Origin of the sequence: Streptomyces sp. NPDC002795, from assembly GCF_042888725.1 — a bacterium.
Lineage (GTDB): Bacteria > Actinomycetota > Actinomycetes > Streptomycetales > Streptomycetaceae > Streptomyces.
Genome location: NZ_JBIAQB010000008.1, coordinates 411,128 through 436,850, shown reverse-complemented (window position 1 = coordinate 436,850; position 25,723 = coordinate 411,128). Strand labels below are relative to the sequence as shown.

Annotated in this window: 24 protein-coding genes and 2 pseudogenes; 4 read left to right on the top strand and 22 right to left on the bottom strand. The window is 69.4% G+C overall.

Annotation, left to right across the window (positions count from 1 at the left end; translation table 11 throughout):
• Positions 1-630: 630 nt before the first annotated feature.
• Positions 631-999 carry a VOC family protein gene (locus ACFYWS_RS25810; protein ID WP_389280475.1) on the top strand — a complete coding sequence of 123 codons (369 nt, stop codon included), beginning with the start codon at positions 631-633 and terminating at the stop codon, positions 997-999.
• 47 nt (positions 1,000-1,046) lie between these two features.
• On the opposite strand, the gene ACFYWS_RS25805 is transcribed toward ACFYWS_RS25810, so the two are convergent.
• From ACFYWS_RS25805 to ACFYWS_RS25750, 12 genes and pseudogenes are all read right to left on the bottom strand, one after another.
• On the bottom strand, positions 1,047-1,256 hold the full coding sequence (locus tag ACFYWS_RS25805; RefSeq protein ID WP_389280556.1) for a transposase family protein: 210 nt from the start codon (positions 1,254-1,256) through the stop codon (positions 1,047-1,049).
• Between the two features lie 104 nt (positions 1,257-1,360).
• Positions 1,361-1,456, bottom strand: a pseudogene (locus ACFYWS_RS25800) (IS5/IS1182 family transposase); the annotation flags it as partial.
• A gap of 438 nt (positions 1,457-1,894) precedes the next feature.
• On the bottom strand, positions 1,895-2,224 hold the full coding sequence (locus ACFYWS_RS25795) for a hypothetical protein (protein ID WP_389280474.1): 330 nt from the start codon (positions 2,222-2,224) through the stop codon (positions 1,895-1,897).
• 231 nt (positions 2,225-2,455) lie between these two features.
• A complete protein-coding gene (locus ACFYWS_RS25790; RefSeq protein WP_389280473.1) occupies positions 2,456-3,928 on the bottom strand; it encodes an alpha/beta hydrolase fold domain-containing protein in 1,473 nt (490 codons plus the stop codon).
• A 98-nt stretch (positions 3,929-4,026) separates the two neighbouring features.
• Positions 4,027-5,403, bottom strand: a complete 1,377-nt coding sequence (locus tag ACFYWS_RS25785) for an amidohydrolase family protein (protein WP_389280472.1) — start codon at positions 5,401-5,403, stop codon at positions 4,027-4,029.
• Positions 5,400-6,926: an FAD-dependent oxidoreductase gene (locus ACFYWS_RS25780; RefSeq protein ID WP_389280471.1), complete on the bottom strand. Its 1,527-nt coding sequence runs from the start codon at positions 6,924-6,926 to the stop codon at positions 5,400-5,402. The genes ACFYWS_RS25785 and ACFYWS_RS25780 overlap by 4 nt, the downstream gene beginning before the upstream one ends.
• 3 nt (positions 6,927-6,929) lie before the next feature.
• Positions 6,930-8,279: an MFS transporter gene (locus ACFYWS_RS25775; RefSeq protein WP_389280470.1), complete on the bottom strand. Its 1,350-nt coding sequence runs from the start codon at positions 8,277-8,279 to the stop codon at positions 6,930-6,932.
• Positions 8,260-8,934, bottom strand: coding sequence for a CoA transferase subunit B (locus tag ACFYWS_RS25770; RefSeq protein WP_389280469.1), 675 nt, complete (start codon positions 8,932-8,934; stop codon positions 8,260-8,262). The genes ACFYWS_RS25775 and ACFYWS_RS25770 overlap by 20 nt, the downstream gene beginning before the upstream one ends.
• A complete protein-coding gene (locus tag ACFYWS_RS25765; protein WP_389280468.1) occupies positions 8,931-9,713 on the bottom strand; it encodes a CoA transferase subunit A in 783 nt (260 codons plus the stop codon). The genes ACFYWS_RS25770 and ACFYWS_RS25765 overlap by 4 nt, the downstream gene beginning before the upstream one ends.
• A 68-nt stretch (positions 9,714-9,781) precedes the next feature.
• Positions 9,782-11,416 carry a bifunctional 3-(3-hydroxy-phenyl)propionate/3-hydroxycinnamic acid hydroxylase gene (locus ACFYWS_RS25760; RefSeq protein WP_389280467.1) on the bottom strand — a complete coding sequence of 545 codons (1,635 nt, stop codon included), beginning with the start codon at positions 11,414-11,416 and terminating at the stop codon, positions 9,782-9,784.
• A gap of 4 nt (positions 11,417-11,420) precedes the next feature.
• Entirely contained in the window at positions 11,421-12,347 is a 927-nt protein-coding gene (locus ACFYWS_RS25755) for a VOC family protein (RefSeq protein ID WP_389280466.1), read from the bottom strand.
• Between the two features lie 43 nt (positions 12,348-12,390).
• Complete coding sequence (locus ACFYWS_RS25750) at positions 12,391-13,239, bottom strand: fumarylacetoacetate hydrolase family protein (protein WP_389280465.1); 849 nt, start codon at positions 13,237-13,239, stop codon at positions 12,391-12,393.
• A gap of 153 nt (positions 13,240-13,392) precedes the next feature.
• Between ACFYWS_RS25750 and ACFYWS_RS25745 the strand changes: the two genes are divergently transcribed.
• On the top strand, positions 13,393-14,100 hold the full coding sequence (locus ACFYWS_RS25745; protein WP_389280464.1) for a FadR/GntR family transcriptional regulator: 708 nt from the start codon (positions 13,393-13,395) through the stop codon (positions 14,098-14,100).
• A 109-nt stretch (positions 14,101-14,209) separates the two neighbouring features.
• On the opposite strand, the gene ACFYWS_RS25740 is transcribed toward ACFYWS_RS25745, so the two are convergent.
• The 5 genes from ACFYWS_RS25740 to ACFYWS_RS25720 form a co-directional block, all read right to left on the bottom strand.
• The gene (locus ACFYWS_RS25740) at positions 14,210-15,130 is read right to left on the bottom strand and encodes a fumarylacetoacetate hydrolase family protein (protein ID WP_389280463.1); all 921 of its coding nucleotides are present in this window, start codon (positions 15,128-15,130) and stop codon (positions 14,210-14,212) included.
• 64 nt (positions 15,131-15,194) lie between these two features.
• Positions 15,195-15,725: a VOC family protein gene (locus tag ACFYWS_RS25735; protein WP_389280462.1), complete on the bottom strand. Its 531-nt coding sequence runs from the start codon at positions 15,723-15,725 to the stop codon at positions 15,195-15,197.
• A 63-nt stretch (positions 15,726-15,788) separates the two neighbouring features.
• Positions 15,789-17,003, bottom strand: a complete 1,215-nt coding sequence (locus tag ACFYWS_RS25730) for an NAD(P)/FAD-dependent oxidoreductase (protein WP_389280461.1) — start codon at positions 17,001-17,003, stop codon at positions 15,789-15,791.
• A 2-nt stretch (positions 17,004-17,005) separates the two neighbouring features.
• Entirely contained in the window at positions 17,006-17,197 is a 192-nt protein-coding gene (locus ACFYWS_RS25725) for a ferredoxin (protein WP_389280460.1), read from the bottom strand.
• Between the two features lie 165 nt (positions 17,198-17,362).
• Positions 17,363-18,367 carry a LysR family transcriptional regulator gene (locus ACFYWS_RS25720; RefSeq protein WP_389280459.1) on the bottom strand — a complete coding sequence of 335 codons (1,005 nt, stop codon included), beginning with the start codon at positions 18,365-18,367 and terminating at the stop codon, positions 17,363-17,365.
• Between the two features lie 919 nt (positions 18,368-19,286).
• Here ACFYWS_RS25720 and ACFYWS_RS25715 point away from each other — a divergent pair.
• Positions 19,287-19,514 (top strand): annotated as a pseudogene (locus ACFYWS_RS25715) (hypothetical protein); the annotation flags it as partial.
• 77 nt (positions 19,515-19,591) lie between these two features.
• Here the strand turns inward: ACFYWS_RS25715 and ACFYWS_RS25710 are convergent.
• The 5 genes from ACFYWS_RS25710 to ACFYWS_RS25690 form a co-directional block, all read right to left on the bottom strand.
• Complete coding sequence (locus tag ACFYWS_RS25710; RefSeq protein WP_389280458.1) at positions 19,592-20,326, bottom strand: dienelactone hydrolase family protein; 735 nt, start codon at positions 20,324-20,326, stop codon at positions 19,592-19,594.
• 339 nt (positions 20,327-20,665) lie between these two features.
• On the bottom strand, positions 20,666-20,977 hold the full coding sequence (locus ACFYWS_RS25705) for a hypothetical protein (RefSeq protein ID WP_389280457.1): 312 nt from the start codon (positions 20,975-20,977) through the stop codon (positions 20,666-20,668).
• Positions 20,978-21,252: 275 nt separating this feature from the next.
• Positions 21,253-22,074, bottom strand: a complete 822-nt coding sequence (locus tag ACFYWS_RS25700) for a sugar phosphate isomerase/epimerase family protein (RefSeq protein ID WP_389280456.1) — start codon at positions 22,072-22,074, stop codon at positions 21,253-21,255.
• 56 nt (positions 22,075-22,130) lie between these two features.
• Positions 22,131-22,901 carry an SDR family NAD(P)-dependent oxidoreductase gene (locus tag ACFYWS_RS25695; protein WP_389280455.1) on the bottom strand — a complete coding sequence of 257 codons (771 nt, stop codon included), beginning with the start codon at positions 22,899-22,901 and terminating at the stop codon, positions 22,131-22,133.
• A gap of 85 nt (positions 22,902-22,986) precedes the next feature.
• Positions 22,987-24,318, bottom strand: a complete 1,332-nt coding sequence (locus ACFYWS_RS25690) for an MFS transporter (RefSeq protein ID WP_389280454.1) — start codon at positions 24,316-24,318, stop codon at positions 22,987-22,989.
• Positions 24,319-24,522: 204 nt separating this feature from the next.
• Here ACFYWS_RS25690 and ACFYWS_RS25685 point away from each other — a divergent pair, with 204 nt between their 5' ends.
• Complete coding sequence (locus ACFYWS_RS25685) at positions 24,523-25,551, top strand: LacI family DNA-binding transcriptional regulator (protein WP_389280453.1); 1,029 nt, start codon at positions 24,523-24,525, stop codon at positions 25,549-25,551.
• Positions 25,552-25,723: the final 172 nt, after the last annotated feature.

Genomic DNA, 25,723 nt, shown 5'->3' with positions numbered 1-25,723 from the left:
CGGCAGGGAGTTGGAGTGCAGCCGTTGACACTTACTGATCGTTTCGGAATGCCGTCCTGCCGAGAAGCTGGCGGCTCATGGAACAACCCCTTCAGTCACGGGCCCAGAGCGACGACGCCGAAGACAGGCCCTGGGGGCGTTTCGACGCCCGCACGCGTACCCCAGCTCCCGCTATGACGCACAGTCACCGCTGATATCAGCAGGGCGCTTCAAGTTCCGATTTCCGTTAGATGATCGCGATTCGGCCAACCTTGGTGTGGCGAGGCGAGGTTGGCCGATGTGTCACCTTTGTGGCCTGGCCCTGCATCCGGTTATCCGGCAGGATGCCCGCCGTACGCATGAACGGGGGATGCATCGTGGGTATTGCTTTCAGGGCCCGGCCCAGGGGGAGCGGACTTTAAGGCTCGGACACGTGGCCGGGCGTTCCCGTCCATCCGGTTTCCGCCACACTGAAGCTTCGTCATCTTGAAGTGGCTGGTCAGCGGGGTGGCGTGACCTCGTTTCGGGGTGCTCGTGTTGGTCGTGGGCGGCAGTCTGTGTTGTAGATCGTCCGGCGGGGTGGTTTTGCCGATGAGTTCACCGTCCTCGAACGGTCTACCCAGCGACACGACCGTTCTCGACAGGAGTGCCATGTCCACCATCCAGCCCGTGATCCTGACTGCGGACCATGACGTTCTGCTCGGCTTCTATACGAAATTGTTCGGCGCTGAGGAGATCTTCCGGGTGCCGGAGGAAGGCGCAGCCTTCTACCTCGGCCTGCGCATCGGCGACACCGACCTCGGGCTGGTGGCCAAGGCGAACCTGGGGGCCGGGGCGGCGCCGCGGATCCTGCTCAGCATCGGTGTCGACGACGTCGACGAGACGCTCGCCCGGGTGGAGGCGCTCGGCGGCTCGGTCAGCGGAGGTCCCAATGACATGCCGTGGGGACAGCGCGTCGCCCACATCAAGGACCCCGACGGCAACCCGGTGAACCTCACTCAGCCGACCCCGGCCCGGTGACGCTGATCCGGGGGCATGTGCTGATCGTGGGCTACCTGCGGTAGAGATCAATGGTCGGTAGTGGCCTCGGTGTTCGTCAGGACGAGCAGCGCGCGAAACAGGTGGGTGGCGCGGGCGGGGTCAGTACGGAGCTTGGTGAGGATCCGCCATTTCTTCAGGTGGGCAAAGCCGCGCTCGACAGGGACACGTCCGGTGGCAAGTGCCCGGTTGGCATCCTTCTGGCCGGGGTCAGTTTGCGGGCGCGGGTGGCCTTGAATCCGGTGACGACCACGGGGTTGTCCGGATCGTCGTCCAGGCCGAGGGAGCCCAGGTCAGCCAGGGCGCCGAGGCCGGCGGCGCGCAGGTGGGCCAGCAGGTGGTCGCGGCGGGCGGCGGGGATGTCGTGGGTGCGGCCGGGCCGGGCAGCGGATATCCAGATCAGCCGGCCTTTCTCGTCGGTCAGGGCGAGAACGTGCAGGCCGTGACGGTGGTGCTTGCCGGAGTAGTTCGGCCGCTCCGTACGGCGGATCGTAGGAGCGGCCCCGGCAACGCCGGACGGGCATCCGCAAAACCACCCCTGCCAGACGATCTACACCCCAGACTGCCGCCCGCCATCAGCGCGAGCACCCCGGACGGAGCCGCACTAGCCCCTGTGACCAGCCAACTTCAAGATGGCGCGGCTTCACTGAACAGCGCCGGGAGTGGTTCGAGCGGCGGGCGGTCTACTGACCTCTTCGGGGTGTTGTCGGGTGGTGGGTGAGGCTGAAGCCGGTGCCGGCGAGGCACCCGTCGATGAGTTCGGGATGACGCTGGATGCGACGCAGTCCGCGGCGTAAGACGCGTTCGAGATGTTCGTGATCGGTGAGGGCGACGTTGGCGGAAGTTGAACGATGGTGTGCCAGTCGTGTTCGGCAGCTTACTGTCGCATTCCGGCGGCCCGGTGGGTGTTGAGATTGTCCCAGACCAAGACGATCGGGGCGCCGAGCTGCAGGTGAGCACGCACGACCAGGTCGCGGTAGTCGCTCCAGGCAAAGCTCTTGCGCCGTGAACCGGGATGCTTGCAGTGAAGATAGGGGCGGTAGATCAGCCGCGATGTCGCGCCGGGCTTGTAGCAGCACAGAGCCGCGATCGAGAAACGACGCCAAGAGCGTCCTCGCACCCGCACCACCGGCGTATGCCCCCGCCGGCTCCAGGTGCGGGCGAGGGACGGTGTCATCGAGAACCCTGCCTCGTCCTCGAACACCACGTATGCCCCGAGTGCCGCCGCAGTCATTCCACGTGCGGCCACACTTCCTCTTCCACAGTCCCACCGCGTCCTCGTCCCGCTCCACAGCCCGCCGGGCAGGCGACTGCCAGGACCAGCGGGTCTGCTGCAGCTGTAGATGACAGGCGCCTCGTCCCTACCCTCCGGAGTTCCGGGCGCGTGCCATCGCGCTGGGCCGCCCCCGATTGACAGTACGCACCGGCCGACGGCTGTTCAGGGCGCTCCGACGTCGAATACGTTCATCAGCTGCGCCAGCGTGCGGTAGTAACCGACGAGGACGGTCAGCTCCAGGAGTTGGTTGTTGCCGAGGAGCTGCTGTGTGGCGTCGTACTCCGTGTCGCTCCAGGGGGTGTCGTCCAGGAGCAGGCGACGACAGGCCGCGTAGGCCGCCGCTTCGCTCGGGTCGGTGGACGTGAAGGTGCCGGTGCGCAGTGCGGTGAGTTCGGCCTCGGTGAGTCCTGCCGCGCGGCCGACCCTTTCGTGTGCGTAGGTCTCGAACTCGCTGGAGGTTGCCGCCGCCACGGTCAGGATGGCGATCTCGCGTGTGCGGTCGTTGAGGGTGGCGCGGTAGCGGATGGCGGAGCCGAGTTCCTGGAGGGGAGCGCCGAGGTCCGGTGTGTGCAGCATGAGGCCGAACGGGCCGTTGAGGGCGCCGTTCTCGTCCTGGAGCGGGAAGTGCTGGGGGCCGGTCGAGCGAGGGCCGGAGGTGATGGCTCGGCGCAGGGTGTGTTGGGCGTCGTCGAGGTCTGCCTCTGTGAGTCGGGGGAGACGGGGAGTGTGGGGAGAGGCGACGCTGATCTGCCCGGGGTGAAGGTCCGTGCACAGGTTGTCGTTGAAGAACTCCGCTACGGCGCCGATGACTTCGGGCTCTTCGAAGGCCGGGTCCTCGTGGTTGGCGCCGTCCAGGAGGAGGCTGCGGGCGGTACCACCCGCAGACCGGATGGCCGTGGCGAATCGGCTGCTCTGCTGGGGCGAGGTCACCGCGTCACCAGTGCCGTGCAGCAGCAGCGTGGGCGGGCTCGCGGCGTGGGCGTACGTGACGGGGCTCAGCGTGCGGAGATGGTCCTCGGTGAGGTTTTCCTCGTTGGTGCCTGCGAGGAGGGCCTGGCGCAGGCGGGGGCTCGGTGGTTGGGGGAGGTGTGCGGGCCATTGGGTCTTGAGGAGCTCGTCGGGGATCGGCCGCGACGGGTCCGGGCGGATGGAGTCGGCTCGGGCCGTCAGGTCGTAGACGCCGAAGTAGCCCACCAATGCCTGCACCGTGCTCTCCGGATCGGTCTCGTCCGTCGTCGTGAGGGCGAGGAGCGCGGCGATGTGGGCTCCGGCTGAAGCTCCCCACACGCCGATCGGCCCGTTGCCGATGCCGTGGGACGGGCCCTCGCGGCGCAGCCAGCGCACGGCCTGCCGTACGTCGTGGAGTTGCGCCGGGTACGCGGCCTCGTGTGCGAAGCGGTAGTCGGCGCTCGCCACCGCGATGCCGCGCCGTGCGAGCCCGGCCGGCCGGTCGGGGTGGTCCGTCCTGCTGCCGGTGAGCCAGCCGCCGCCATGCAGGTACAGGACGACGGGCCGGAGCGCGGGTGCCGGGCAGTCGGGGACGTAGAGATCGAGGTGGAGGTCCCCGGTGGTGGTGGAGGCGTAGCGCAATCCCTTGACGGTGCGGAAAGGGGAGTGGGGGTGCTGGCTGGGCATGGGGGTCCGGTCCTTGGGGCGAATGGGGGCGGTCGGAGCCGACGGCGTCGAGGCTGTGGTCCCGTCGGCGCCGACCGCTGTCGTGTGGGCTCGACCGGTCAGCGTGTTCGCGCGATCGACGCGAGTACGCGTTCCTGCGAGCGGCGTGCCAGGTCCACGGCGCGGTGTGAGTCGGCGGTGAGCAGCTTTCCGTCGCGCTTCGCGATGCGGCCGGCGACCAGGACGGTGTCGACGTTGCCGGGGTGCGCGGCGAGCACGAGGGCGCCGGCCGCGTCGGACACGGGCGCCAGGTTGAGGTCGTCTGACCGGATCAGGATCACATCGGCTTGTTTGCCCGGTGTGAGGGAACCGGTGCGGTCGCCGAGTCCGGCCGCCTTCGCCCCGGCGACGGTCGCGAACTCCAGGACGTCCCGGGTGGCCAGATGCGCGGGCGCCCCCGGCAGCCGCGAGTGACCACCTCCCGTCCACGAACGGTGATACGCGAGCAGCGTGCGCATCTGCGTGAACATGTCGCCGGAGCACTTGGTCTCCGTGTCGCCGCTCAGGCTCGGCCGGATGCCCACGGCGAGGAGCCGGTCCAGTGGAATGTCGCCCATGCCGGGGGAGTTGGCCTCGCACTGCACACCGAGCGACACCGAGGCCCCCGCGTCCGCGATCATCGCGAACTCGTCGTCGGCACTGCGGCAGCAGTGCACGAACGTGATGTCCTCGCCCAGCACACCCGCCTCCCGCATCTGCGTGACGGCCCGGTGGGGCGCGTTGTGCGCGTACGCGCCCACGTGCACCGTTGTCCGGATCCCCAACTCCCTTGCCAGGTACAGGTCGTGCAGCCAGACGTCGCGTTGCGCCATTTCCGGGCCGCGTGCGGCCATGGCCAGAGTGAGGAGCTGGTCCTCGGAGGTGAAGTAGCGGTCGCGCAGGCGGTGGATGTCGTCGGGGTGGTCGAGCGCGCTGTCGCGGGTCCACTCGGGCGCGAGCGGCCAGCCGTGGGCGAAGACGGCGCGGATGCCGGACTCCTCCAGGGCCAGGATCGCGGCGTCGGAGTGGTCTGGTGTGTTCTGGACGTGCGACCAGTCGACCAGCGTGGTGATCCCCGAGTCGAGGGCGGACAGGGCGCCGAGCAGGTTCCCTGCGTACACGTCGTCGGGGCTGTACGCGGCGCCGACAGGGCCCAGCATCTCGGCGAAGTACTGCAACGGGTCGGTGTCCGCGTAGTAGTGCCGCACCGCCGTCTGCCAGGTGTGCCGGTGTGTGTCCACGAAGCCGGGCGCCACGATCATGGCGGAGGCGTCGATCACCTCGGCGTCGGGACGGTCGATGCGCGCCGCGACCTCGCGGACCACTCCGTCCTCGATCAGTACGTCGCCCGAGGGGAGTTCACCGATGGCGGGGTCCATGCTCAGAATGTGCCCGCCACGGATGAGAACCGTCTCGCTCACCGTCTCGCTCACCGTCTTGCTCTTCGTGCCGCTCATCGCTGTGCTCCGATCCAGTGCTTGATCTGCTCCGCCGCCGCCTCCGGGTCCGGACTGTCTTCGTCGGCCCATGCCACGTACGCGTCCGGCCGGACCAACAGGCTTTTCACGCGGCGTAGTTCGGGAGTCGTCACCACCGGCACCCCGCTCAGTGCGCGCACGGGCATGGCGTCCGTGTCGAGGTCCTCGTATGTGCCGTTGCCCGTGCAGTCGATGAGCAAGAAGCGCTGCTCGCGCAGGAGTTCGCCGATGCGCCGGATCCCGTCGGGGGTGACGAGTTCGAGGTCGGGGGCGCGCTGCCCGGTCAGTGGGTGGCTGCCCGGCAGGCTCGGGTAGGGCTGGGTGAGGCCGTTGAGTTCGAGCGCGATACGGCGATTGACGTCGGGCAGCGGCAGCAGGTGCTCCTGGAACATCCGCTTGAACGCGACGCCCTCCGGAGTGAAGTTGAACTGCACGGCGCACTGCGCCTCCACGCTGCGCATCAACTCCTCGGCGACCGGGCGGCGTTCGGCCTCGTACGTGTCGAGGAGCGCGTCGTCGGCGTGCCCGTTGATGACCGCCGCGAGTTTCCAGCCCAGGTTGAAGGCGTCCTGGATGCAGAAATTCATGCCGACACCGCTCGCCGGGTAGTGGATGCGTGCCGATTCGCCGACCAGGAAGATCCGGCGCTCGCGGAACGCGGTCGCGAGGCGCAGTGCGTCGGTGAAGCGTGAGGCCCAGCGCAGCCCGTCGAAGCGCACTTCCTGTTCGAGTACGTCGCTGAGGCATTGCCGCACCTCTTCGGCGGTCACCGGCTCGGATGGATCGGTGTGTCGACGCTCGGCGTGCACGATGTTGAAGCGGGTGACCGGGGTGCCGTCCTCGTCCTCACCGAACGGGAACGAGGTCACCCAGCCGTGCTCGTTGTCGGTCATCGCGCGTCCGTCGGCCGTCAGTGGCCGCGTACGGACGTCCGCGACGATGCCGGTGAAGGTGGCGCCGTGTCCCTCGAATCCGATGCCGGCCTGCCGACGCACCACACTGCGGCCGCCGTCGGCTCCGATCACGTAACGGGCCGTGAGGGAAAGGTGGTTGCCGTCCTGGACCGCAGTGACCGTGACCGAATCGGCGTCCTGCCGGACGTCCTGGACCGTCACGCCCAGGCGTACGTCGACGCCGACCTCCCGCGCGTAATCGAGGAGGAGTTCCTCCGTCATGTTCTGCGGCATGATCAGCCGGAAGCCGAACCGCGAATTCAGATGGTGCCAGTGCACCGGCTTCATCCCGGCCCAGATGTGCACCGGGATGAGGGGGTTGTCCTTGATGGAGCGGGCCCGCTCGAAGAAGCGGTCCGCGAGGCCGCGTGCGTCGAAGAGTTCCAGGACGCGCGGCAGGACGGTTCCGGCGCGGGACTGCACGGGTTCGGTGCGCCGCTCCAGGACGGTCACCCGGGCGCCCGCCAGGGCGAGTTCGCTCGCGACGGTGAGCCCGGAGGGGCCGCCCCCGACGACGATTACGTCGGTGTCGGCAGCGATGTCGTTCATGGTTCAGGCTCCTGACTGGCCCAGCGGCCGGGGCGCGATGCCGCGCTGTTCGGCGCGGGCGGTACGGGTGGTGGGGGAGGCAGCGAGGCGGCCGCGGTCGCGGCGCGGATTGATGAGGAACGCCGCGCACAGGCCGCCGGCGATCACGATCAGTCCGGTGACCGTGAACCCGGTGGCGTAGCCGCTCGCCTCGTCGGCGGACGCGTCGAGGATCAGGCCCATCGCGTAGGGGCCCGCGATGCTGCCCAGGGAGTAGAGGCCGTTGAGGGTGCCGAGGACGGCGCCACGGCGACCGGCCGGGCAGATCCTGCCGACCGCGTTGTATGCCGACGTCATGGCGACGAGCGGCAGGCCCGCGGCGAGTGTCACCCCGCACACCAGCAGAGTGCCGGTACCGAGATGCGGGACGAGGACCGCGAACGCGCCGCCGACCGCGACCACCGCCCCGGTGATGATGCCGAGCGGGACACGGTCGGGGATGCCCCGGTTCATCAGGCGCCCGGCAAAGGCGCCGATGGCGAGGATGGCGACGATGCCCAGGACGTTCGGCGGGATGATCATGTTGCCCGCGGCGGACGAGCCGAACCCGGCGACGTTCACGAAGAACGGCACGAGCCACGACGTGACGACGGCCAGGCTCCAAGAGGCGGCGAACGCCATGGTGACGGCGCCGATGAACGTACGGCTGAGCAGGATGTGACGGTAGGGGACGGACTCGCCCGCAGGCTCCTTGGCACCCTCCTCGGTGACCGACGGAGTGGGCGCGGGGGCCTCCGCGGGCCGGTCCTTGCCGAACACCGCGTACACCAGAGCCCACAGCGCGCTGAGCACAGCGGTGGTGAAGAACCCCCAGCGCCACCCGAACTCCGTGATGATCCACGTCAGGATCGGCGCCGAGGTGAGGGCCCCGATGCCCGAGGCGATCTGGGTGAGCGAGGTCGGCAGGCTGCGCTTGTCCACCGGGAACCAGCTGTGCACGGTGTGCACCGTCAGCGGATTCGCCGGGCCCTCCGCCGCGCCGATCATGATGCGGCTCACGAACAACGCCGTGACCGTCGACGTCGCAAGGAGCGAACCCTGCGCCACCGCCCACAGCAGCGCGAGGGCGACGAACACCCACTTGCTGCGCACCTTGTCCACGAGGAGCCCGACCAGGATCGCGGCGACCGTGAACAGGAGGTAGAAGCTGCTGCTGGCGAGCCCGTACATCGAGTTGCTGAGGTGCAGTTCCTTCATGATGGGCACGGCGGCCAGCCCCAGAACCGCCTTGTCCCAGAAGGTGAGTGCCATCGCGACCATCAGCAGGACGGTCATCGTCCAGGCACGTCTCACGTCATGCGACGGCTTGGCCATCGTGTCCTCCGGGGAGCGGGAGTGCGGGCACGCGCAGTGGCGCGGCGGTGGCGGCGACGATCTGTCCGGTGCTGACGCCGGGCGCGGTCTCGACGAGGACGAGGCCCTCCTCGGTGACGTCGATGACGGCGAGGTCGGTGATGATGCGGTGGACGCAGGCACGCCCGGTGAGGGGGAGTGTGCAGTCCTCGACGATCTTTGGAGTGCCGTCCTTGGCGGTGTGGTCCATGAGGACGAGCACGCGGCGGGCGCCGTGCACGAGGTCCATCGCGCCGCCCATGCCCTTGACCATCTTGCCGGGGATCATCCAATTGGCCAGGTCACCGGCTGCGGACACCTGCATGGCGCCGAGGATCGCGGCGTCGATGTGACCGCCACGGATCATGCCGAAGGACAGCGCGGAGTCGAAGTACGAGGCACCCGGCAGGACGGTGACGGTCTCCTTGCCGGCGTTGATCAAGTCGGGGTCCACGTGGGCCTCGTTCGGATACGGGCCGACGCCGAGGATGCCGTTCTCGGACTGCAGGACGACATGCATGCCGACCGGCACGTGGTCGGGCACCATGGTCGGCAGGCCGATGCCGAGGTTGACGTAGTCGCCGTCATGCAGCTCGGCGGCGGCGCGGGCGGCCATGTGGTCACGGGTCCAGCTCATGCGCGTACCGTCCCTCGTGTCGAAGACGCGGAAATGCGAAGGTGTTCGATCTGCTTGTCCGCTGCCTGGGCGGGAGTGAGGGGCACGACCCGTTGCACGTAGATGCCCGGCAACTGCACCTCGGCGGGGTCGAGTTCACCTGACTCGACGAGCTCTTCGACCTCGGCGATCGTGGTGCGCCCGGCCATGGCGACGAGTGGGTTGAAGTTGCGGGCGGACTTCTCGAAGACGAGGTTGCCGTGCCGGTCGCCGCGCACGGCCCGTACGAGGGCGAAGTCGGTGGTGATGCCGCGTTCCAGGACGTAGGACGAGCCGTTGAACCCGCGGACTTCCTTGGCCGGTGAGGCGAGAGCGACGTCGCCGTCGGCCGTGTAACGCCAGGGCAGCCCGCCCTCGGCGATCTGAGTGCCGACACCGGCCGGGGTGTAGAAGGCGGGGATCCCGCAGCCGCCGGCCCGCAGGCGTTCGGCGAGGGTGCCCTGCGGAGTGAGCTCGACCTCCAGTTCGCCGCTGAGGTACTGGCGGGCGAACTCCTTGTTCTCTCCGACGTACGAACCAGTGACGCGGGCGATGCGTCCGGCGGTGAGCAGGATGCCGAGCCCGCGGCTGTCTACGCCGCAGTTGTTGGAGACGACCTCCAGGGCGCGGGCTCCCTTGGTGTGCAGCGCCCGGATCAGCGTCTCGGGTATGCCGCAGAGGCCGAATCCCCCTACGGCGAGAGACACTTCGTCGTCGATGTCTGCCACGGCCTCCTCGGCGGAGGCCACTGTCTTGTCCATGTGCGTCTTCCTTGTGCGTGTTCCACGAGCTTGTACGTGTCCAGGTGTGAGGGCGCGGACCGGCCGGGTCAGCTTCCGGACGCTTCGAGGGGACTGCGCGAAACGGGCGGCAGGCGCGCCGTGCCGGGCGGGGCGGCGCGTAGCTGCTCCCTCAACTGGCCGACGAGTTGGTGCAGTTCGATGGGTGTCGCGGCCGCGCCGAAGAGGTAGAAGTCCGGGCGGACGACGGCCGCGACGTGGTCGTGGTCGCGCAGGTGCGGCCGATAGGCGTTGCCGGTGTCGACGTATTCCGCGCCGGGTGTGCCCGGGGCGTGCAGCGGGAGGAGCGTCGCGCCGATCCGGTCGAGGAACTCCCGGTCATGAGCGTCGAGTTCGGAGCACGCCGCGTCGCCGTCGGCCAGGACGACGAAGCTGCCGCCGGTGATGTCGTCAAGCAGCGCGGTCCGGCCCCGGTGGGTGACACGGTGCTGTGGGGTGAGGTGTCCGACGCCCGAGGCGCGGGTGGCACCGTCGTGGCTGCGCTGCAGAACCCCATCGCCCAGGACAGGCGGGGGAGTGTCCGGCAGTACGCGCGCGGGATCCGCGTCGGCGGCGATCATCCGGGCGTCGCGCTCGGCGGCCTCGGCCTCGTCGGGGACGCAGATGACCCGGCCCAGCGCCATCGACATGCCGATGGCGTGCTGAACGTGGTCGCGGCGTTCGCTGGTGTAGGTGTCCAGGAGGGTGGGAGGCGCGGTATCGTCGAGCACCAGGCCGAGCTTCCAGGCGAGATTCATCGCGTCGCGCAGGCCGGAACACATGCCCTGTCCGGCGAACGGCGGCATCTGGTGAGCGGCGTCCCCAGCGATCAGTAGCCGCCCTTCGCGCCAGGTGTCGGCCCAGCGGGCCTGGAAGGTGTAGACGGCGTGCCGTTCGATGGCGGTGTTGTCGGCCGTGCGACCCCAGGGCTTCAGCAATTCCCACGCGGTGGTCAGGGAGTTGAGGTCCTCGACGCTTTCGTCGGGCAGGCGCATGAATTCCCAGCGGCGCCGTCCGGGGCCGCCCGAGACGATCGTCGTGGGGCGCTTCGGGTCGCACAGCTGCCAGTTCATCGGCGACCAGACGGTGTCGGTGTCCTGAGGGATGACGTCGACGATGAGCCAGTCGTAGAAGAAGCCCAGGTCGGTGACTGTCGTGGTCATCCGGGAGCGGACGAAGCTGTTGGCGCCGTCGGCCCCGACGACATAGCGGGCGCGAAACGCCGTTCCCGTTCCCGTGGTCAACTCGACGTACTCGTCGGTCTCTTGGAGGTCGGTGACCTCTTGGCCGCGGTGCAGGGTGATGCCGGGCTGCGCCGCGGCGGCTGCCGTGAGTACGGCTTCCAGGTCGGGCTGGGAGAAGAAGTTGGCGACCGGCCATCCGGAGGGGCCGTTGCCCGACCAGTCGATACGGACCAGGGCGTCACCGTCGCGGTTGCGCCACTCGTAATGGTCCGGCACCGGCTCGGTGACCGCCCGGACGCGCTCGCCCACGCCGGCGGCCTGGAAGATCCGGCCGATCTCGTCGTCGAAGTGCACGGCGCGCGGCAGGTCGTACGGCTCGGGCCAGCGTTCGAGCGCGAGGACGTCGTGTCCGGCGCGGGCCAGCAGCAGGGACAGCAGCTGACCGACGGGCCCGAAGCCGACCACCGCCACGTCGTGGATGCGGGGTGTCTCGCTGGTCACCGGGTCACCGCTCCGCGCTGTGCGTGCCGGTCATCAGCGCGCCGAGGTCCTCGGGGTGCAGGAACGACGGGGGCGGAGGTGGGCCCCAGTTGAACAACCCCTTGGCACCTTCGAGGACTTCGGGCGTCCACAGCTGGTCGTCGACGACGCAGTCCATGTCGGAGTAGTACTCGGAGAAGTTGCCCGCCGGGTCCTTGAGATACCAGAAGAAGTTCGACCCGGCGTGGTGGCGGCCCAGGCCCCAGACGTGGCGCTCCGGGTGGTCCTCCAGCATCGCGGCGGCGCCGCGGCCGACATCGTCGACGTCGTCGACCTGCCAGGACGTGTGATGCAGGAAGGCGACGGGCGCGTTCAGGACGAGGATGTTGTGGTGGTCGGTGGAGCAGCGCAGGAAGGCACCCGCGTCCTTGATGTAGTCACTGGCTTTGAAGCCGAGGCCGTCACGGAAGAACGCCGTGGTCCCCTCGAAGTCGGTGGTGCCGACGACGGCGTGACCGAGCTTGCGGGGACGTACGGCGGCGGTGCGCAGGATGCCGGGGGCGCGCGATCCGGTGCGCTCGACGCGGCCGGGACCGTTGTAGGGCGTGGCCGATGCGGCGGGCTGGGTGAGCCGCGGGGCCACTTCGAGGACGGCGCGGACCGCGGTGGCCTTGTCGTACGCGGTCACAGTGGTGCCCTGCCGTTCACTGATGACGCCGATGCGCTCCAGGCGGGACGCCGCGGCGGCCAGGTCGTCCGGATCGTCGACGCCTATGCGCACCTCGACCAGGCGGCGGGTGGCGGCGTGCACGATCCGCAGCTGCCGGCCGCCGTCGCGGGTCGCGAACCAGCCGTCGCTCTCGGGCGCGAGGCCGAAATCCGCGTAATAGGCGGCGGTTTCGGCGACGTCGGGAACCCCCATCGTGATGGAGGTCAGGCGGTGCAGTGCCATGACGGGACTCCTTTGTCCGGTTCCATTGCCGAGGGCGGGCGGGTCAGCCGTTGAAGGTCTGGCGCAGCTCGCCGATGCCTTCGATGGACGAGACCAGGACGTCGCCGGGCGCCAGCCAGCGCTGCGGTTCGCGGCCCAGACCGACGCCGGCCGGGGTGCCGGTGAAGATGACGTCACCGGGCAGCAGAGGCAGCACGGCGGACAGCTTTGCGATCAGCGCGGGAACGCTGAAGATCAGGTCGCGGGTACGGCCCTTCTGAACCTCCTCGCCGTTGATGGAGCAGGTGAGCTCAAGGTCGTCCGGGTTGTCGAACTCGTCCGGGGTGACCAGCCACGGCCCGATCGGCGCGAACCCGGGCAAGGACTTGCCGAGACTGAACTGCGGTGCGGGACCAGCCAGTTGGGACACTCGTTCGGAGATGTCCTGACCGGCCGCGAGTCCGGCGACGTGCGACCAGGCCTCCGCCTCGGCGATGCGCTCGGCCCGGGCGCCGATCACCGCCACCAGCTCCACCTCCCAGTCGGTGTGCCCCTCGGGCGGCAGCGCGACCTCGGTGACCGGGCCGGAGATGCTGGTGGCGAACTTCGTGAAGACCGGCGGCAGCCCCTCGGGCGCCTCGAAGCCGGACTCGGACGCGTGGTCCCGGTAGTTGAGCCCGATGGCGAGCAGCTGGCGTGGGGCGGGGGCGGGGGACCCGAGGTCGGTGGCCTCGAAGGATCGCCCCGCCGGCAGGTCGGCCGTGTCGGCCCACGCGCGAAACTCCGCCCAGCGTTCGTAGACGGCCTGCGGGTCGGAGCCGAAGCGCCCGCCGCTGGCCTCTTCGACGTCGACGGCCCGCTCGTGGTCGTCGGTGATCAGGGTCAGTCGGCCGGTGAGATTGGCGATCCGCATGTGGCGCTCCTCGTCGATGTCATGGGGACACCCTGCTGGCGTGCAATTCAGCATGATGATTACGTCGATGTTGCGGCCGGGGTTCTGATGACGTCAAGAGGGGATCGGGGTAACCTTCATAATGAATTAACTGGAACCCATCGAAGGAGAGCCTTGAGCACCGCACGCGGTACCGCACGCACGAGCGCGTCCAGCCGGGCCGAGCAGGCGGCGCAACGCATGGCCGTGCTCGCCGAGGCCGCACAGCCAGGTGCCAGGCTCGGCACCAAGGAGTCGCTGCGTACCCAGTGCGCGGTCTCCGTCGGGACCTTCAACGAGTCGCTGAGGCTGCTCCAGTCACGCGGCCTGGTCACCGTGCGCCCAGGTCCCGGAGGCGGGATCTTCGTCGCCGAGCAGTCCCCCATGGTGCGCCTCGGCAACTCCGTCCTCGCGCTCGACGCTCAGGAGACGGACGTCGCGGACGCCGTACGTATCCGCGACGCGCTGGACCCGCTGCTGATCGAGGACGCCCTGTGGCACGCCTCGCCCGCCGACATCGCGAGCCTGCGCGAACAGATCGAGGCCATGGCTGAGGCGGTCGCCGCGGCCGACCCCGTCGCCTTCGTCCATGCCAACTGGCAGCTGCACGCCCGGATTGCCGCCATCAGCCCGAACCCGCTGCTGCGGTCCCTCTACAAGAACCTGCTCGACCTGATCGAGTCACACACCCTCGCCGTACTGCCCGCGAGCGAGCAGCCGCTCGCCGAGTACATCGCCGAACGCCACGAACTCCACCGCGACCTCGTGGACGCCCTCGACGCCCGCGACCGCGAGGAGGCGCTGCGGCTCATCCAAAAGCACAACACGAGCCTCGCCGACTGAGGGCGACCGGGCGACCGGGTTCGTGTCGGTGCGTGAGAGCCCGCCCTGTGTCCGTCAGCGCCCGTGGATCCTGGCCGGGGGTTCAGTGGTGCCATTGGGGGGCGGGTGCTCAGCCCGCGCTGATACGTGTCTCCAGGCGGCCCACTCCCTCGACCTCCGCCACCACCAGATCACCCGGTACCAGGTAGCGGTTCTGGTGGGCGGCGGCGGTGCCGGCCGGTGTGCCACTGAGCAGTAGATCGCCGGGGTGGAGCGGGGCCAGAGTGCTGAGTGCGGAGATCTGCTCGGCCAACGAGAAGATCATCTGGCTGGTGTTGCTCTTCTGCCGCACCTGACCATTGACCGAGAGCCGGATGTCGAGATTCTCCGGGTGGGGCACAAGGGATGCCGGGACGATGGCCGGACCGAGTGGTTTGAGGCCGCGCCAGCCCTTCTGCAGCAGCCAGTTGATGCCGAACAGCGGTGTGTCGAGAGCGGCGTCGTCGCGGCAGGACAGGTCGTTCGCCACGGTGTACCCCGCGACGTACTCCAGAGCCTTGTCGACGCTCACACGGTCGGCTGTCCGTCCGATGACCGCGGTCAACTCCACCTCCCAGTCCAAACGTTGCATCCCCGCCGGGCGCGGCGCGTGACACCGGTGTCCGGTGAGGGCGGCGGGCGGGATCACGAAGTGGAAGGGGCGCTCGACGGCCGGGTCGGGGGGTGTCGCACCCATCTCGGCCACGTGGTCACGGTAGTTGGCGCCGGCGCAGTAGATGGTGGGCCGATGCGTCGCGGGCGGCAGGAAGCGTACGTCGGACTCGTTCCGCCAGGGCAGGTGTCCGGCGCAGTCGCGGGCCAAGGCCGTCTCGACGGCGGCCACCCACTCCTCCCACCGGTCGAGCAGTCCGAGCAGGTCATCCGGCACGCAACCGGGCGCCCGGCCGGCGGGCAGGGCGTCCTGCAGCGGGACCAGGCGTCTGCCGACCGTCACAGCGAGCTGCGGCGGACTCTCGTCGGCCATGACTGTGGCGAAACCGAAGGCGGTCACAAGAGGACTCCAAGGGAATGTGCGGACGGGGTGAGCGCCGGGCTCTTTCGTTCTGCTCGTTCGGTCAGCTGGCGGGGTCGTCCAGCGGGCGCTGCGAGATCCGCAGGATCTCCGCCCGGCTCAGGTCGGTACGCCCCGTCAGGTCGAAGCGCGCGTCGGTGTAGCGGAAGGCGTAGCCGCCTTCGGGCAGGTAGCAGATCTCCCACCAGTTCCGGTCGAGGTCCTGGAGGTAGAAGGAGTAGACGCCGTGCTGGCGGACCGGCTCGGTGAGGTCCAGGACGTCGTACTCCTCCCGTACCTCCTGGATCTTGCGGTGCGCTTCGTCCACTTCTTCCTCACTGGCCACGTCGAGGCCGTTGTGGTGGAGCAGCGGCATGGCGGGACGGTCGGGGTTGCTCTCGATGCAGGCGTAGACGTGGTTGCCGCCCAGGCGGATGAAGAGGCCGACCAGCGCCTGCTGGACGACCTCGAGTCCGAGCACTTCCTCGTAGAAGCGCCGGGACGCCTGGAGGTTGTCCACCTCCAGCGTTCCGTGGGAGAGGAAGCGGGACTTGATGAGGGGCTCGCGAGTGGAGCGCTGGGTGATTCCGGGCATGACGGGACCTCCGGTGGTGAGTTGACGGGTGAAGGGGGGAATCTGCGCCAAGAGGGCGCGAGTTCAGATGGTGGCTTCGAACGGTCCGCAGTCGAGCGGGGTGTCCTCGTCGAACGCCTGGCGGTAGTGCGGCATCCGCTGCGGCATGTTGAACAGAAGTACTCCGGTCCGGCGCGGCCCGTTCCCGTAGCTGCCGACGAACCGCCGGCTCTGCGGGTCGCCCTCGACGATCTCGAAGGTGTCGTCCGGCCCGGGACTGCCGATCAGCTGCACACGTGAGTCGTACAGGTTCGACCAGAACATCGTCGTCTCGCCGAACGCCGGAGCGGCGTCCCCTTCGAGGAGTGTGTGGGCGGCGGCGTCCGCCTGCCTGAGTGCGTTCTCCCAGTGCTCGACGCGTACGGAGCGGCCGCTGCGGGGGTGTTTCCAGCGGGCGACGTCCCCGGCCGCGGTGATGCCCGGTGCTCCGACGGCGGCGAGGTTACCTGTGCAGCGCACACCGTCCGTGACATCCAGGCCGGAGCCGGCCAGCCAGTCGGTGGCGGGCTCGACACCTACGCCGACGACCACCACGTCGGCTGGGATGACGCTGCCGTCGGACAGTCGCACGCCGGTGACGCAGTCACCTCCTTCGAGTGCAGCGACCGTGTGCCCCAGCCTCAACTTGGTTCCGTGGTCGGTGTGCAGGGCAGCCAGGACCTGTCCCGCGCCCGGCCCCAGAGCCCGCATGCCAGGGAACGGCAAGGGATCGACGAGGGTGACATCCAGGCCGAGGGCGCGCGCGGTGGCCGCCACCTCCTGCCCGATCAGGCCGCCGCCGACGACCACGACGTGCGGACTGCCCGTCCGCAGTGCGGTGCGCAGCGCATCGGCGTCGCCAACGGTCCGCAGTGTGTGGACTCCCGCCATGGCCGGTCCTGCCAGCGTTCTCGCCCTCGTGCCGCAAGCGACCAGCAGGCCGTCGTACGACTGCGGATACGGCTCCCCGGTTCCCTGGCGCAGCCAGACCCGTCGCTCCGCCGTGTCGAGACGGACAGCACGGGTGCCGAGCCTGACATCGGCGTTCAGGTCGCCGAGCGGCAGGGCAATGTCGGATGCCTGCTGATCACCCGTCAGGTACTTCTTGGAGAGCACGGGCCGCTGATAGGCGGGCACGGACTCGGCGCCGACGAGGGTGAGTGTCCCGTCGAAGCCGCGCCTGCGCAGGGACTCGGCGGCCCGTACGCCGGCGAGGGACGCGCCGATGATGGTGATACGGCGCGGAGTGCGGTGTGCCACGGTCAGTCCTGCATCCGGATCGCGGACACGGGGCAGGCCCCGACTGCGCGCTCCAGCCGCTCGCGCAGTTCCTGCGGCGGCTCCTCGTCGAGTAGTGCGACGAGCCCCTCCTCGCTCAGGCCGAACACCTTGGGGGCGAGCCCGGTGCACATGGCGGCACCTATGCATTCATCGACATTCACGGTGATCTTCATACGGTTCACTCCGGTGTGCGGGGCACGTGTGCGGGGTCCACCAAGGCGGTCCGATCACCGCCGGGGACATGCCTCATTCCACTCCCGCGTCCCCGCCCCGGTCCAACAGTTCCTGGCCCCTCTGTGACAGCCACGAACTGTCAGCACTCGCTGATGCCGAGCCGATCACCGCGTGCCCGCAGTCGGCAGCTCGGCCCGGTCCGGATCGGGGAGCCACCAGGGCTCGCGTGGAAAGGCCCTCCAGCTCTGGTCGGCGGCCAGTCGGTCGATGTCCTCGATGACTGCCGCGATGTGCGTGGTCCGCCGTGTGTCGTGGAGCGCCCCTTCGGGGGCACTCCACACCAGCCACAGCGGGCACAGCGGGATCGGGGCATGGAGCGGGCGCACGACCAGCCCTTCGGGGACCGGGGCGTTCAGCGGGGCCAGTGTCGGCATGTCGTAGGCGAGGGCCGCCGCGTTCGCCGCCGCGCGGCCGTGACCGTGCAGGCGGCGTCCGACGGTGAGGTCGAAGTGCGAGACCAGTGAGGTGTTCCAGTCCTCCCAGTCGACAGCCTCGACGGCGGTGTGCAGGAGGATCGGGTAGCCCCGCAGCCCGGAGAGTGCGACGCGGTCGTCGTGTGCGAGAACATGATGCTCGGGCAGTACCACTCCGACCCGTTCGAGCTTCACCAGCATGCGGCGGAACGCGTGCTCCTTGGCGGCGGGCAGCCCGCTCACCCGGCCGAAGGCGAGGTCGACCTCGCCCCTGCGCAGCTGTTCCAGCGCTCGGGACAGCCCATGCCCCTGGACGACTTCCAGCGGTACGTCCGGCAGGTGGGCGCGGAGGTACTGCGCGGCCAGGCCGGAGCTCAGCCCTTCCGTCACCACATCGACCCGGACGGGACGCGCCGGTTCACTCACCTCCCTCACCAACACGGCTGCGAGGTCGAGCAGTTGACGCCCACGGGTCACGAATAGCTCACCCGCCCCAGTCAGCTCCACATGTCTGCGGTCGCGGGCGAACAGCGTGACACCGAGCCGCTGTTCCAGCCTGCCGACCTGGGCCGAAAGGGTCTGCTGCGCGATGTGCAGGCGTGCGGCCGCACGGCCGAAGTGCAGTTCCTCGGCGAGCACCGTCACGTAGTGGACCAGACGCAGATCGATGTCGTCGGCCTTGAGGCTGGTGTTCACAGGCGGCTCGATTCCCTTCGGTGACGCGGAGCGGCGAGGCTCGTTTCGGGGACCGAGCTTGCCGCCGGTCGATGATTTCACCCAGGGCTCGCAAGTCGTCCTCGTGGCCGGGCGGGTCGGCCTGGAAGGGCATGAGCGCGTTGCTCTCGGTCGGGTTGGCAATGATCGGGACGAGTCGGACGCGGTGGCCCTTGGTGGACTTGTCGACGAGGCCTCCGGGTGCCGGTGTGGTCTGTCGTCGGGCTTGCCAGAGCCAGAGCCAGAGCCAGTGGCGGGTGTCGATGTCGCGGACTCGGACGCCGGAGGCTTCGCCGATGCGGGCGCCGGTGCAGGCGGCGAAGATCACGGCGTGGGCCCAGCAGGGATAGCGCTGGTGAGAGGCGCTGGTGAGCGCGTCTGCGAGTTCGCAGAGTGTCGTGTAGTCGGGCAGCGCCGGGCCGCGTGGCCCGGTGTCGGTGTCCTGGGCGTTGAGGGGTACAGGGGGGTTGGGTGAGCCAGCCGTCGCGGGTGGCCTGGCGGGTGGTGCGGGCGAGCATGGCCAGGGTGTTCTTGATGGCGGAGTGGTGGTGTCCGGTCTCTGCCCAGGTGTGGACGGTGCGGTCGATGGTGCCTGGGGTGAGGCGGTCGATGGGGAGGGTGCCGAGGGTGGGCAGGATGCGTTGGTGCCAGGCGGCGAGGTAGGCGCCGCGCGTGGTGGGCTGCGGGCCGGCGAGCGCGAGGTCCATGACGCGGGCTCCGTAGCCCGCGAGGGTGGGTCGTCGGGCAGGTGGGGTGTGGGGCGGTGTGCGAGATCGGTGAGCGCGGACAGGACAGCAGGGCGGATGCGAGATCCGGCAGTGACTGAGTGGGGCGCTGGCCGGGAGGCGACGGCTTGGGATGGGCTGGTTCGGACGCTGTCGGTCTCGGTTGGTGCGGTGAGACGGCGGAGGCGATCGACTTTGTCAACACGGTCAAGCCCCAGCGGGCGTTCGCCATACACGACGCGCAGATCAACGATCGCGGCCTCAGTAGCGTCAACGGCTGGCTTACCCAGGCCATTCCACTGAGACAGGACAACCGTGGTGGGAATGTGGAATGGCCAGCCGCCCGTTGGAGCGGCTGGCCATCCAGGTCGACCGTTACGGCCGGACCTGGCGCTGGGCGGTAGGAGCGGCGACAGCGGCCGGGTGCCTGCCTTTGAACATCCGCCGGCGCAGGCGGTGGCCCAAAGACAGGCTCTGATCCCTACGCGCCGTTCAGGGTGCACTTCCACAGGGGTAGCAGCCGCTCCCAGTGCAGCTTCAGTCCGGCCGCGCTGAAGGTCTCAGTGTCGGCCATGGTGAACCCGTGGACGGTGCCGGGGTAGATCTCGGAGGTGTACGCGACCCCCGCGGCATCCAGCCCACGGTTGAGGTCGCCCAGTGCATCGGGCGTCAGGTCGCCCTCGGCGTGCCCGAGATGGACCTGCGCGGTGACGGTCTCGAAGAGACCGGGGCCGTCGACGCCGACGGGAGCGTGGAACGCGGCGAGGGCGCCGACCCGCCCCGGATGGGCCGCGGCGGTGCGCACGGCGTACAGCCCGCCGATGCAGTACCCGGTCACCCCGACGGGCCCGGCGGCGACCTCGGCCTGGGCGCCGAGAAACCTGAGATAGCCCTCCGCGTCGCGCAGAACACGCTCACGGGTGTGCGCCTGGATCAAGGGCATCACCGCACCCATGACCCGCTCCCGGTCCTGCGCCCCGACGAACTCGGGAAGCTCGGCCACCGGCGCGGGCCCGTGCCGGTAGAAGACATTCGGCACGAGTACGTAGTACCCGTGCTCCGCCAACTCCTGGGCCATCTCCCGCAGTACGGGCCGGATCCCAAACCCGTCCGGGTACATCAGCACGCCCGGATGGCGCCCACCGCTCTCGGGAAATGCGGCGAAGCCGTCGGCCATGCCGTCCGCGGCCGGAATCTCCAGCGTCTTGACTGTCATGAACTCTCCCGTCGTCGTTGCCGGTTGAACCTGTGATCAACACGACGAAGGCGGAGCTCGTGCAACGGGGCCCGCATCGGCCCGTACGGCGCTCAGCGGAGCACCGGGTCACCGATCCGTGCGTGGCGCGAAGCCGTCCCGGTAGTCATGGCCGGGGAGCCTAGCCCAGATGATCAGCCTGACGCTACGGCTTCCCCGGGCGGGCTAGGTAGCCAGAGCCCGTTCTCGTGACAGAGCCGTCGTGTGCGTGGGTCCGCGTTCCTGGCAGGTGCTGACGGGGGCCCACGCCGTGGACGGCTCCCTGTTGGGCTCAGGGCGTTGGGGTCACATGTCTGGGCGTCATGACGCCGAGTCCGGGTGTTCGCCGCGCTCAGGTAGAGACGGCGCAAGGAGTGTGGCGATGAGCCCTGCGCCGACGAGTGCGGCGCCGGTGAGGGCGATGCCGGTAAATCCGGCAGAGTGAGGGACGAGTCCGCCCGCGGCTGAGCCGCCCGCGATGCCGGCGTTGAAAGCGGAGATGGTGGCCGCTGCGGCGATGTCGGTGGCGGGGTAGGCCCGTGAGGACACGGTGACCTGCACGGCGGTGCTGAAGGCGTTGAATGCTGCTGCCCAGATCGAGGCGACGAGCCAGGTCAGGGCTGGGCTGGTCATCACCAGCGGGATGACGGTCAGACTGGGGGCCAGCAGGGCGACAGAGGCCACCAGCGTCGTCGGGTGTGTCGCGGCGGAGCCGCTGCTCCGGGTGCTGTGCTCCCGGTTCTTTACGGCGAGGGCTTCACAGCGGGACGGCGATTCATGATTTGAGCCTCACAGGCTGGACCACACCGCCCCAACACCTCTTCCAGCAGGTGTTGCTGGCCGCGTTCGGGGCGTGCGTCGGTGGCGGGCTCGTAGGCGCGAATGGGCACGTCGGCCGCCGGGAGTACTCAAAGGTCTGTCCGTGCATCCTCCAGGGCGCGGTGCAACGACCGGTAGGCCCGTCCTGCCCGTTCGTCCGCCGAGAGGTGCGACAGGGCGGCGACCGGAGCCTCGACCGACAGTGCTTCCGTCTCGGCCAGCGCCCGGACCAGAGAGTTGAGCGGCAGATTGCCGTCGCCCGGCAGGAGCCGTCCCGTACGTGCCTCGCTGATCAGCGCGTCATGGTTGATGCGGCGGCCGGCCGGTGGCGTCGCCGCGTCGCAGAGCTGGGCGTACGGCCGCAGTGCGGTGGGGATCGAGGCCAACTCCGCCGGGTCGGTGCCGGAGCGTTCGAGGTGGAGCGCGTCGATGACCAGTGCCCCCGCGGGGCTGTCGCACGCGCGGAGGATGCGTACAGCGTCCCAGACAGTCCTGACCTCGCTGAATGCCATGAACTCAAGGCCCAGGCGCAGACCGAGCCGTTCGGCCACGGCGCACAGTTCGGCGAAACGCGCAGTGAGACGGGCCTCATCAGGGTCGTTGCCGTTGACCAGGACGTAGCGCGCGCCAAGGAGCGCGGCGGAGTCCAGGATGCGCAGCGCCTCGTCCGGGTCCTTGTCCGGCCGGATACGCAACACCTCGACGTCGAGGACAGTGAGTCCGGTGTCGTCCAGGCGCCGCCGGGTCTCGCGCAGCATCGGGGTGTCGCCCAGCATGGGCCAGGCGGGATCGTCACCGGCCGGGCAGACGCGTATTCCGGTGGCGTCGAATCCCGCCGCGGCGGCTGCCGTCACCACGTCCGGGGGTGGTGTGTCGACCACGGTCAGGGGGGAGAGCGAGAGCGTCGTCATGGTGGTGGGCTGTGCTTCCGTGGGGGGCCGGGGAAGAGGGGGCTGCGAGCCAGTCGTCAGACAATGGGCGGGAGTTGGGAGCCCGCGCAGACGTGCAGCACCTCACCGGTGATGTTGCGGGCGCGCTCGGATGCGAGGAACGTCACCGCGTTGGCGACGTCGACGGGGTCCACGAGCCTGCGCAACGGGGTGAACGCCTCGTAGCGTTCGATCATGCCCGCCATGTCGGTCACGTCGCTGCGCTGTTCGTTGAACGGGGTGCGGACGAAGCTTGGAGCGACGGCGTTGGCGCGCACGCCGAGCGGGCCGAGTTCGACGGCCATCGACTTGGTCAGTCCGACCAGGGCGGCCTTCGAGGCGGAGTAGGAACTGTTGGCGGAGCCGCCGATCCAGGCGCGTGAGCTGATGTTCACCACGCTTCCCGAACCCTGTGCGCGCCACAGGGGGACCGCCGCCCGGCACAGCAACATAGGGCCCTTGACGTTCACATCCATGGTCAGGTCCCAGTCCGCTTCAGGTGCCTGCTCGAGCGCGCTGACCCGTTCGACACCGGCGCTGTTGACCAGGGCGTCGAGACGGCCGTATCTCCGGGTGATCTCGTTGACCAAGGCCTGGACGCTCTCCGCGTCGGTGACGTCGGCGCTCAACACGCACGGTTGCAGCACTGCCTTGTCGCCGATCGAGCCGGCGACGGCCTCGGCCGCAGCGCGGTCACGGTCGACCAGTACGACCTGGAAGCCGTCCGCGCCGAGTTCCTGGGCGATGGCGGATCCGAGCCCGCCGCCCGCTCCGGTGACGACGGCGACACGGGCGAGGGGGTTGTTCATGGCGGTGCGCTCTCTTCGTTGTCTGCGGTGCCGTCCGGCGACCGGGCCGGGCGGCACCGCTTGTGTTGGTGGGGTCGGTCCCGGCTCAGACGCGGCCGAGATCCTTCATCGGCGTATGGAACGTCTCCCTGCTCCACAGCACAGCGGCCGCCGCGACGGCGCAGACGACGACCGCGTAGACCGCTACGGGGATCCATCCGGACGGCGAGTGGGGGGTGATGGCCGCCGCGACGAGCGGCGCCGTCCCCGCGGTGGCGAAGCCGAACTGGGTGCCGACTGCCATTCCGGACAGTCGGACCCGGGTCGGGAACATCTCCGCGTAGAAGGCGGGCCACACCGCGAGGGTGGCCGCGAATGCCACACCGATCAGCAGGACTCCGGTGACGACGACCAGCGTGGCGCTGCCGATGGAGATCGACCAGAGGAACAGCGCGACCAGGCCGGCGCAGCCGCCGATCCCGCCGAGAAAGACCGGTTTGCGGCCCACACGGTCGGAGAGCAAAGCCAGCAGTGGGATGGTGAGGACGGCGAGAGCGTTGCCGGCGGCCGAGGTCCAAAGGAGCACCGTCCTGTCCATGTCGACGCCGTACGAGGAGTCGGTGGCGAAGGTCAGGGCGAAGACGGCGAAGACGGTGCCGATGTTGGAGATCGTGGCGGCGAGAAACACGCGAAGGACCGGGAGCCGGTGGGCTCGGAACAGTTCCGTCAGCGGTGTCGCCTCTGCTCGGTCCTGTTCGCTCTCGTTCTCGAAGGCCGGGGTCTCGTCGAGGGAGCGGCGGACGGCGAATCCGACGACCAGCATCAGCGCACTGATCCAGAACGGGATGCGCCACCCCCAGGAGTACAGAGCCTCGTCCGAAAGGCCTGCGGCGATGGGGATGAAGACGGCACTGGCGAGCAACTGTCCGGCCTGGGTGCCGCCCAGGGTCCAACTGGTCACGAAGGCGCGGCGATGCGCGGGTGCGTGCTCGAAGGACATGGCATTGGCGCCGGCCTGCTCGCCCGCGGCCGAGAAGCCCTGCAGCATGCGCAGGACGACCAGGAGTGCGGGCGCGGCCATGCCGATCTCGCCGTAGCCGGGCAGACAACCCACGAGGAACGTTGTCGCGCCCATCATGATGAGCGTGAGGACGAGGACCTTCTTGCGGCCGAGCCGGTCCCCGAGGTGTCCCATGAAGAAGGAGCCGAGCGGACGGGCAACATAGCCGACGCCGAAGGTGGCCAGGGAGGCGAGCGTCGCGACGGTGGGGTTGCCCTGAGGGAAGAAGACCGTGGGGAAGATCAGGGCCGCGGCAGAGGCGTAGATGAAGAAGTCGTAGTACTCGAGGGCGCTTCCCACCCATGCCGCGACGGCGGCCTTTCGTGGTGTGCCGGCTGCTGTGGTGCGCTGCGCCGGACGGACAGCATTGACCGTCATAGGCTCTCCTCGGAGTGCGGCTCGGCCCCTGGTCGCCATCGTGTGGCGTCAGAGAACAGGGGGCAGGGGAAGGGGGTGTTGAGCAAGAACGCTAAATACGCCGCCTCCGGATGGCAATCGTTTGCCAGTTTTTGCCAACCGGGCGTAGCGTGAAGGCCGTTCAGAGAGGTGTCGGGGCGGTTCGAGGGCGGGGGCAGTCAGAACATGGGGCGGCGTAGCGAGGAGGGGGCATCCGAGGGACGTGGACTGCAGGGGAAGCCGACGACGCTCGCCGATGTGGCCACGGCGGCAGGGGTGGCGATCTCGACGGTGTCCCGGTCCTTCACCAATCCGGGGCGGGTCAACGTCCGTACCCGTGAGCGCATCGAGCGCGTCGCGGCGGAACTCGGCTACCAGCCCAACGTCCTGGCCCGGGCCCTGGAATCGGGTCGCACGCGAACGCTGGGCCTCGTGGTGTCCGATGTCACCAACCCGCACTTCTTCGGACTCATCCGCGGCGCGGAGCACCAGGCCGCCACCGCCGGCTACACCCTGCTCCTGGGCGACGCGCAGCAGTCGCCCCAGACCGAGCGCGCTGCCATCGGCCGTTTCTCCGGCTTCGTCGACGGGTTCATCCTCGCCGCGAGCCGGCTCCCGACCCGAGAACTGGCCCCCACCCTGGGTGGTCGGCCGGTGGTCCTGGTCAACCGGGAGAGTGCCGGTATCGCCAGTGTCACCACCGACCATGTCGAGGGGCCACGGCAGATCGTGGAGCACCTGCACTCACTCGGCCACCGCAGACTGGTCTTCCTCGGCGGGCCGCGCGAGTCCTGGTCCGGGGCCAAGCGCTGGCGGGCGGTGCGCGAGGCCGCGCACACCCTGGGAATGGCCGCGGCCGTCGCCGGCCCCTTTCCCGTATCGATCGAGGGCGGTCCAGCGGCCGCGGACGCGGCACTGGGCCTGGACGCCACGGCGGTCATCGCACACAACGACCTCTTGGCGATCGGCGCACTCAAGCGCTTCACGGAACGGGGCATCCGGATCCCGCGGGACATCAGCGTCGTCGGCTTCGACGACATCTTCGGCGCCGATTTCTGCGCGCCGCCGCTGACGACGCTCGCCGGACCACTCGAAGAGGTCGGCCGCACGGCGGTGAGCATGCTGCTGGCGGGGGAGACGCACCTCGCCCGCCGCGTCGCGCTTCCCTCGCATCTGAAGATCCGCGCCTCGACCGGTCCCGCTGCCGACGGGTAGGGGTTCCAACTGCTCGTTGTTTACCGGTAGTTCGCCAAGCCCGCCGGTAGAGAGGGGGGCGGTGTGACGCGCTCGCCGTAGACCGGTGGTGGCGGGAGTCCAACTGCCGTGCTGGGGGCTGGAAATGACCTCTCGACTTCCGTGTCCGCCCGCGCCGGTGCCGCTGGAGGAG

Excerpts from the sequence above, each read along its gene's own strand:
- ACFYWS_RS25790 (WP_389280473.1), bottom strand. The coding sequence starts at position 3,928 with ATGCCCAGCCAGCACCCCCACTCCCCTTTCCGCACCGTCAAGGGATTG.
- ACFYWS_RS25810 (WP_389280475.1), top strand. The coding sequence starts at position 631 with ATGTCCACCATCCAGCCCGTGATCCTGACTGCGGACCATGACGTTCTG.
- ACFYWS_RS25705 (WP_389280457.1), bottom strand. The coding sequence starts at position 20,977 with ATGACCAGCCCAGCCCTGACCTGGCTCGTCGCCTCGATCTGGGCAGCA.
- ACFYWS_RS25710 (WP_389280458.1), bottom strand. The coding sequence starts at position 20,326 with ATGACAGTCAAGACGCTGGAGATTCCGGCCGCGGACGGCATGGCCGAC.
- ACFYWS_RS25695 (WP_389280455.1), bottom strand. The coding sequence starts at position 22,901 with ATGAACAACCCCCTCGCCCGTGTCGCCGTCGTCACCGGAGCGGGCGGC.
- ACFYWS_RS25765 (WP_389280468.1), bottom strand. The coding sequence starts at position 9,713 with ATGGACAAGACAGTGGCCTCCGCCGAGGAGGCCGTGGCAGACATCGAC.
- ACFYWS_RS25700 (WP_389280456.1), bottom strand. The coding sequence starts at position 22,074 with ATGACGACGCTCTCGCTCTCCCCCCTGACCGTGGTCGACACACCACCC.
- ACFYWS_RS25735 (WP_389280462.1), bottom strand. The coding sequence starts at position 15,725 with ATGCCCGGAATCACCCAGCGCTCCACTCGCGAGCCCCTCATCAAGTCC.
- ACFYWS_RS25780 (WP_389280471.1), bottom strand. The coding sequence starts at position 6,926 with ATGAACGACATCGCTGCCGACACCGACGTAATCGTCGTCGGGGGCGGC.
- ACFYWS_RS25685 (WP_389280453.1), top strand. The coding sequence starts at position 24,523 with ATGGGGCGGCGTAGCGAGGAGGGGGCATCCGAGGGACGTGGACTGCAG.
- ACFYWS_RS25690 (WP_389280454.1), bottom strand. The coding sequence starts at position 24,318 with ATGACGGTCAATGCTGTCCGTCCGGCGCAGCGCACCACAGCAGCCGGC.
- ACFYWS_RS25725 (WP_389280460.1), bottom strand. The coding sequence starts at position 17,197 with ATGAAGATCACCGTGAATGTCGATGAATGCATAGGTGCCGCCATGTGC.
- ACFYWS_RS25750 (WP_389280465.1), bottom strand. The coding sequence starts at position 13,239 with ATGCGGATCGCCAATCTCACCGGCCGACTGACCCTGATCACCGACGAC.
- ACFYWS_RS25775 (WP_389280470.1), bottom strand. The coding sequence starts at position 8,279 with ATGGCCAAGCCGTCGCATGACGTGAGACGTGCCTGGACGATGACCGTC.
- ACFYWS_RS25770 (WP_389280469.1), bottom strand. The coding sequence starts at position 8,934 with ATGAGCTGGACCCGTGACCACATGGCCGCCCGCGCCGCCGCCGAGCTG.
- ACFYWS_RS25755 (WP_389280466.1), bottom strand. The coding sequence starts at position 12,347 with ATGGCACTGCACCGCCTGACCTCCATCACGATGGGGGTTCCCGACGTC.
- ACFYWS_RS25785 (WP_389280472.1), bottom strand. The coding sequence starts at position 5,403 with ATGAGCGGCACGAAGAGCAAGACGGTGAGCGAGACGGTGAGCGAGACG.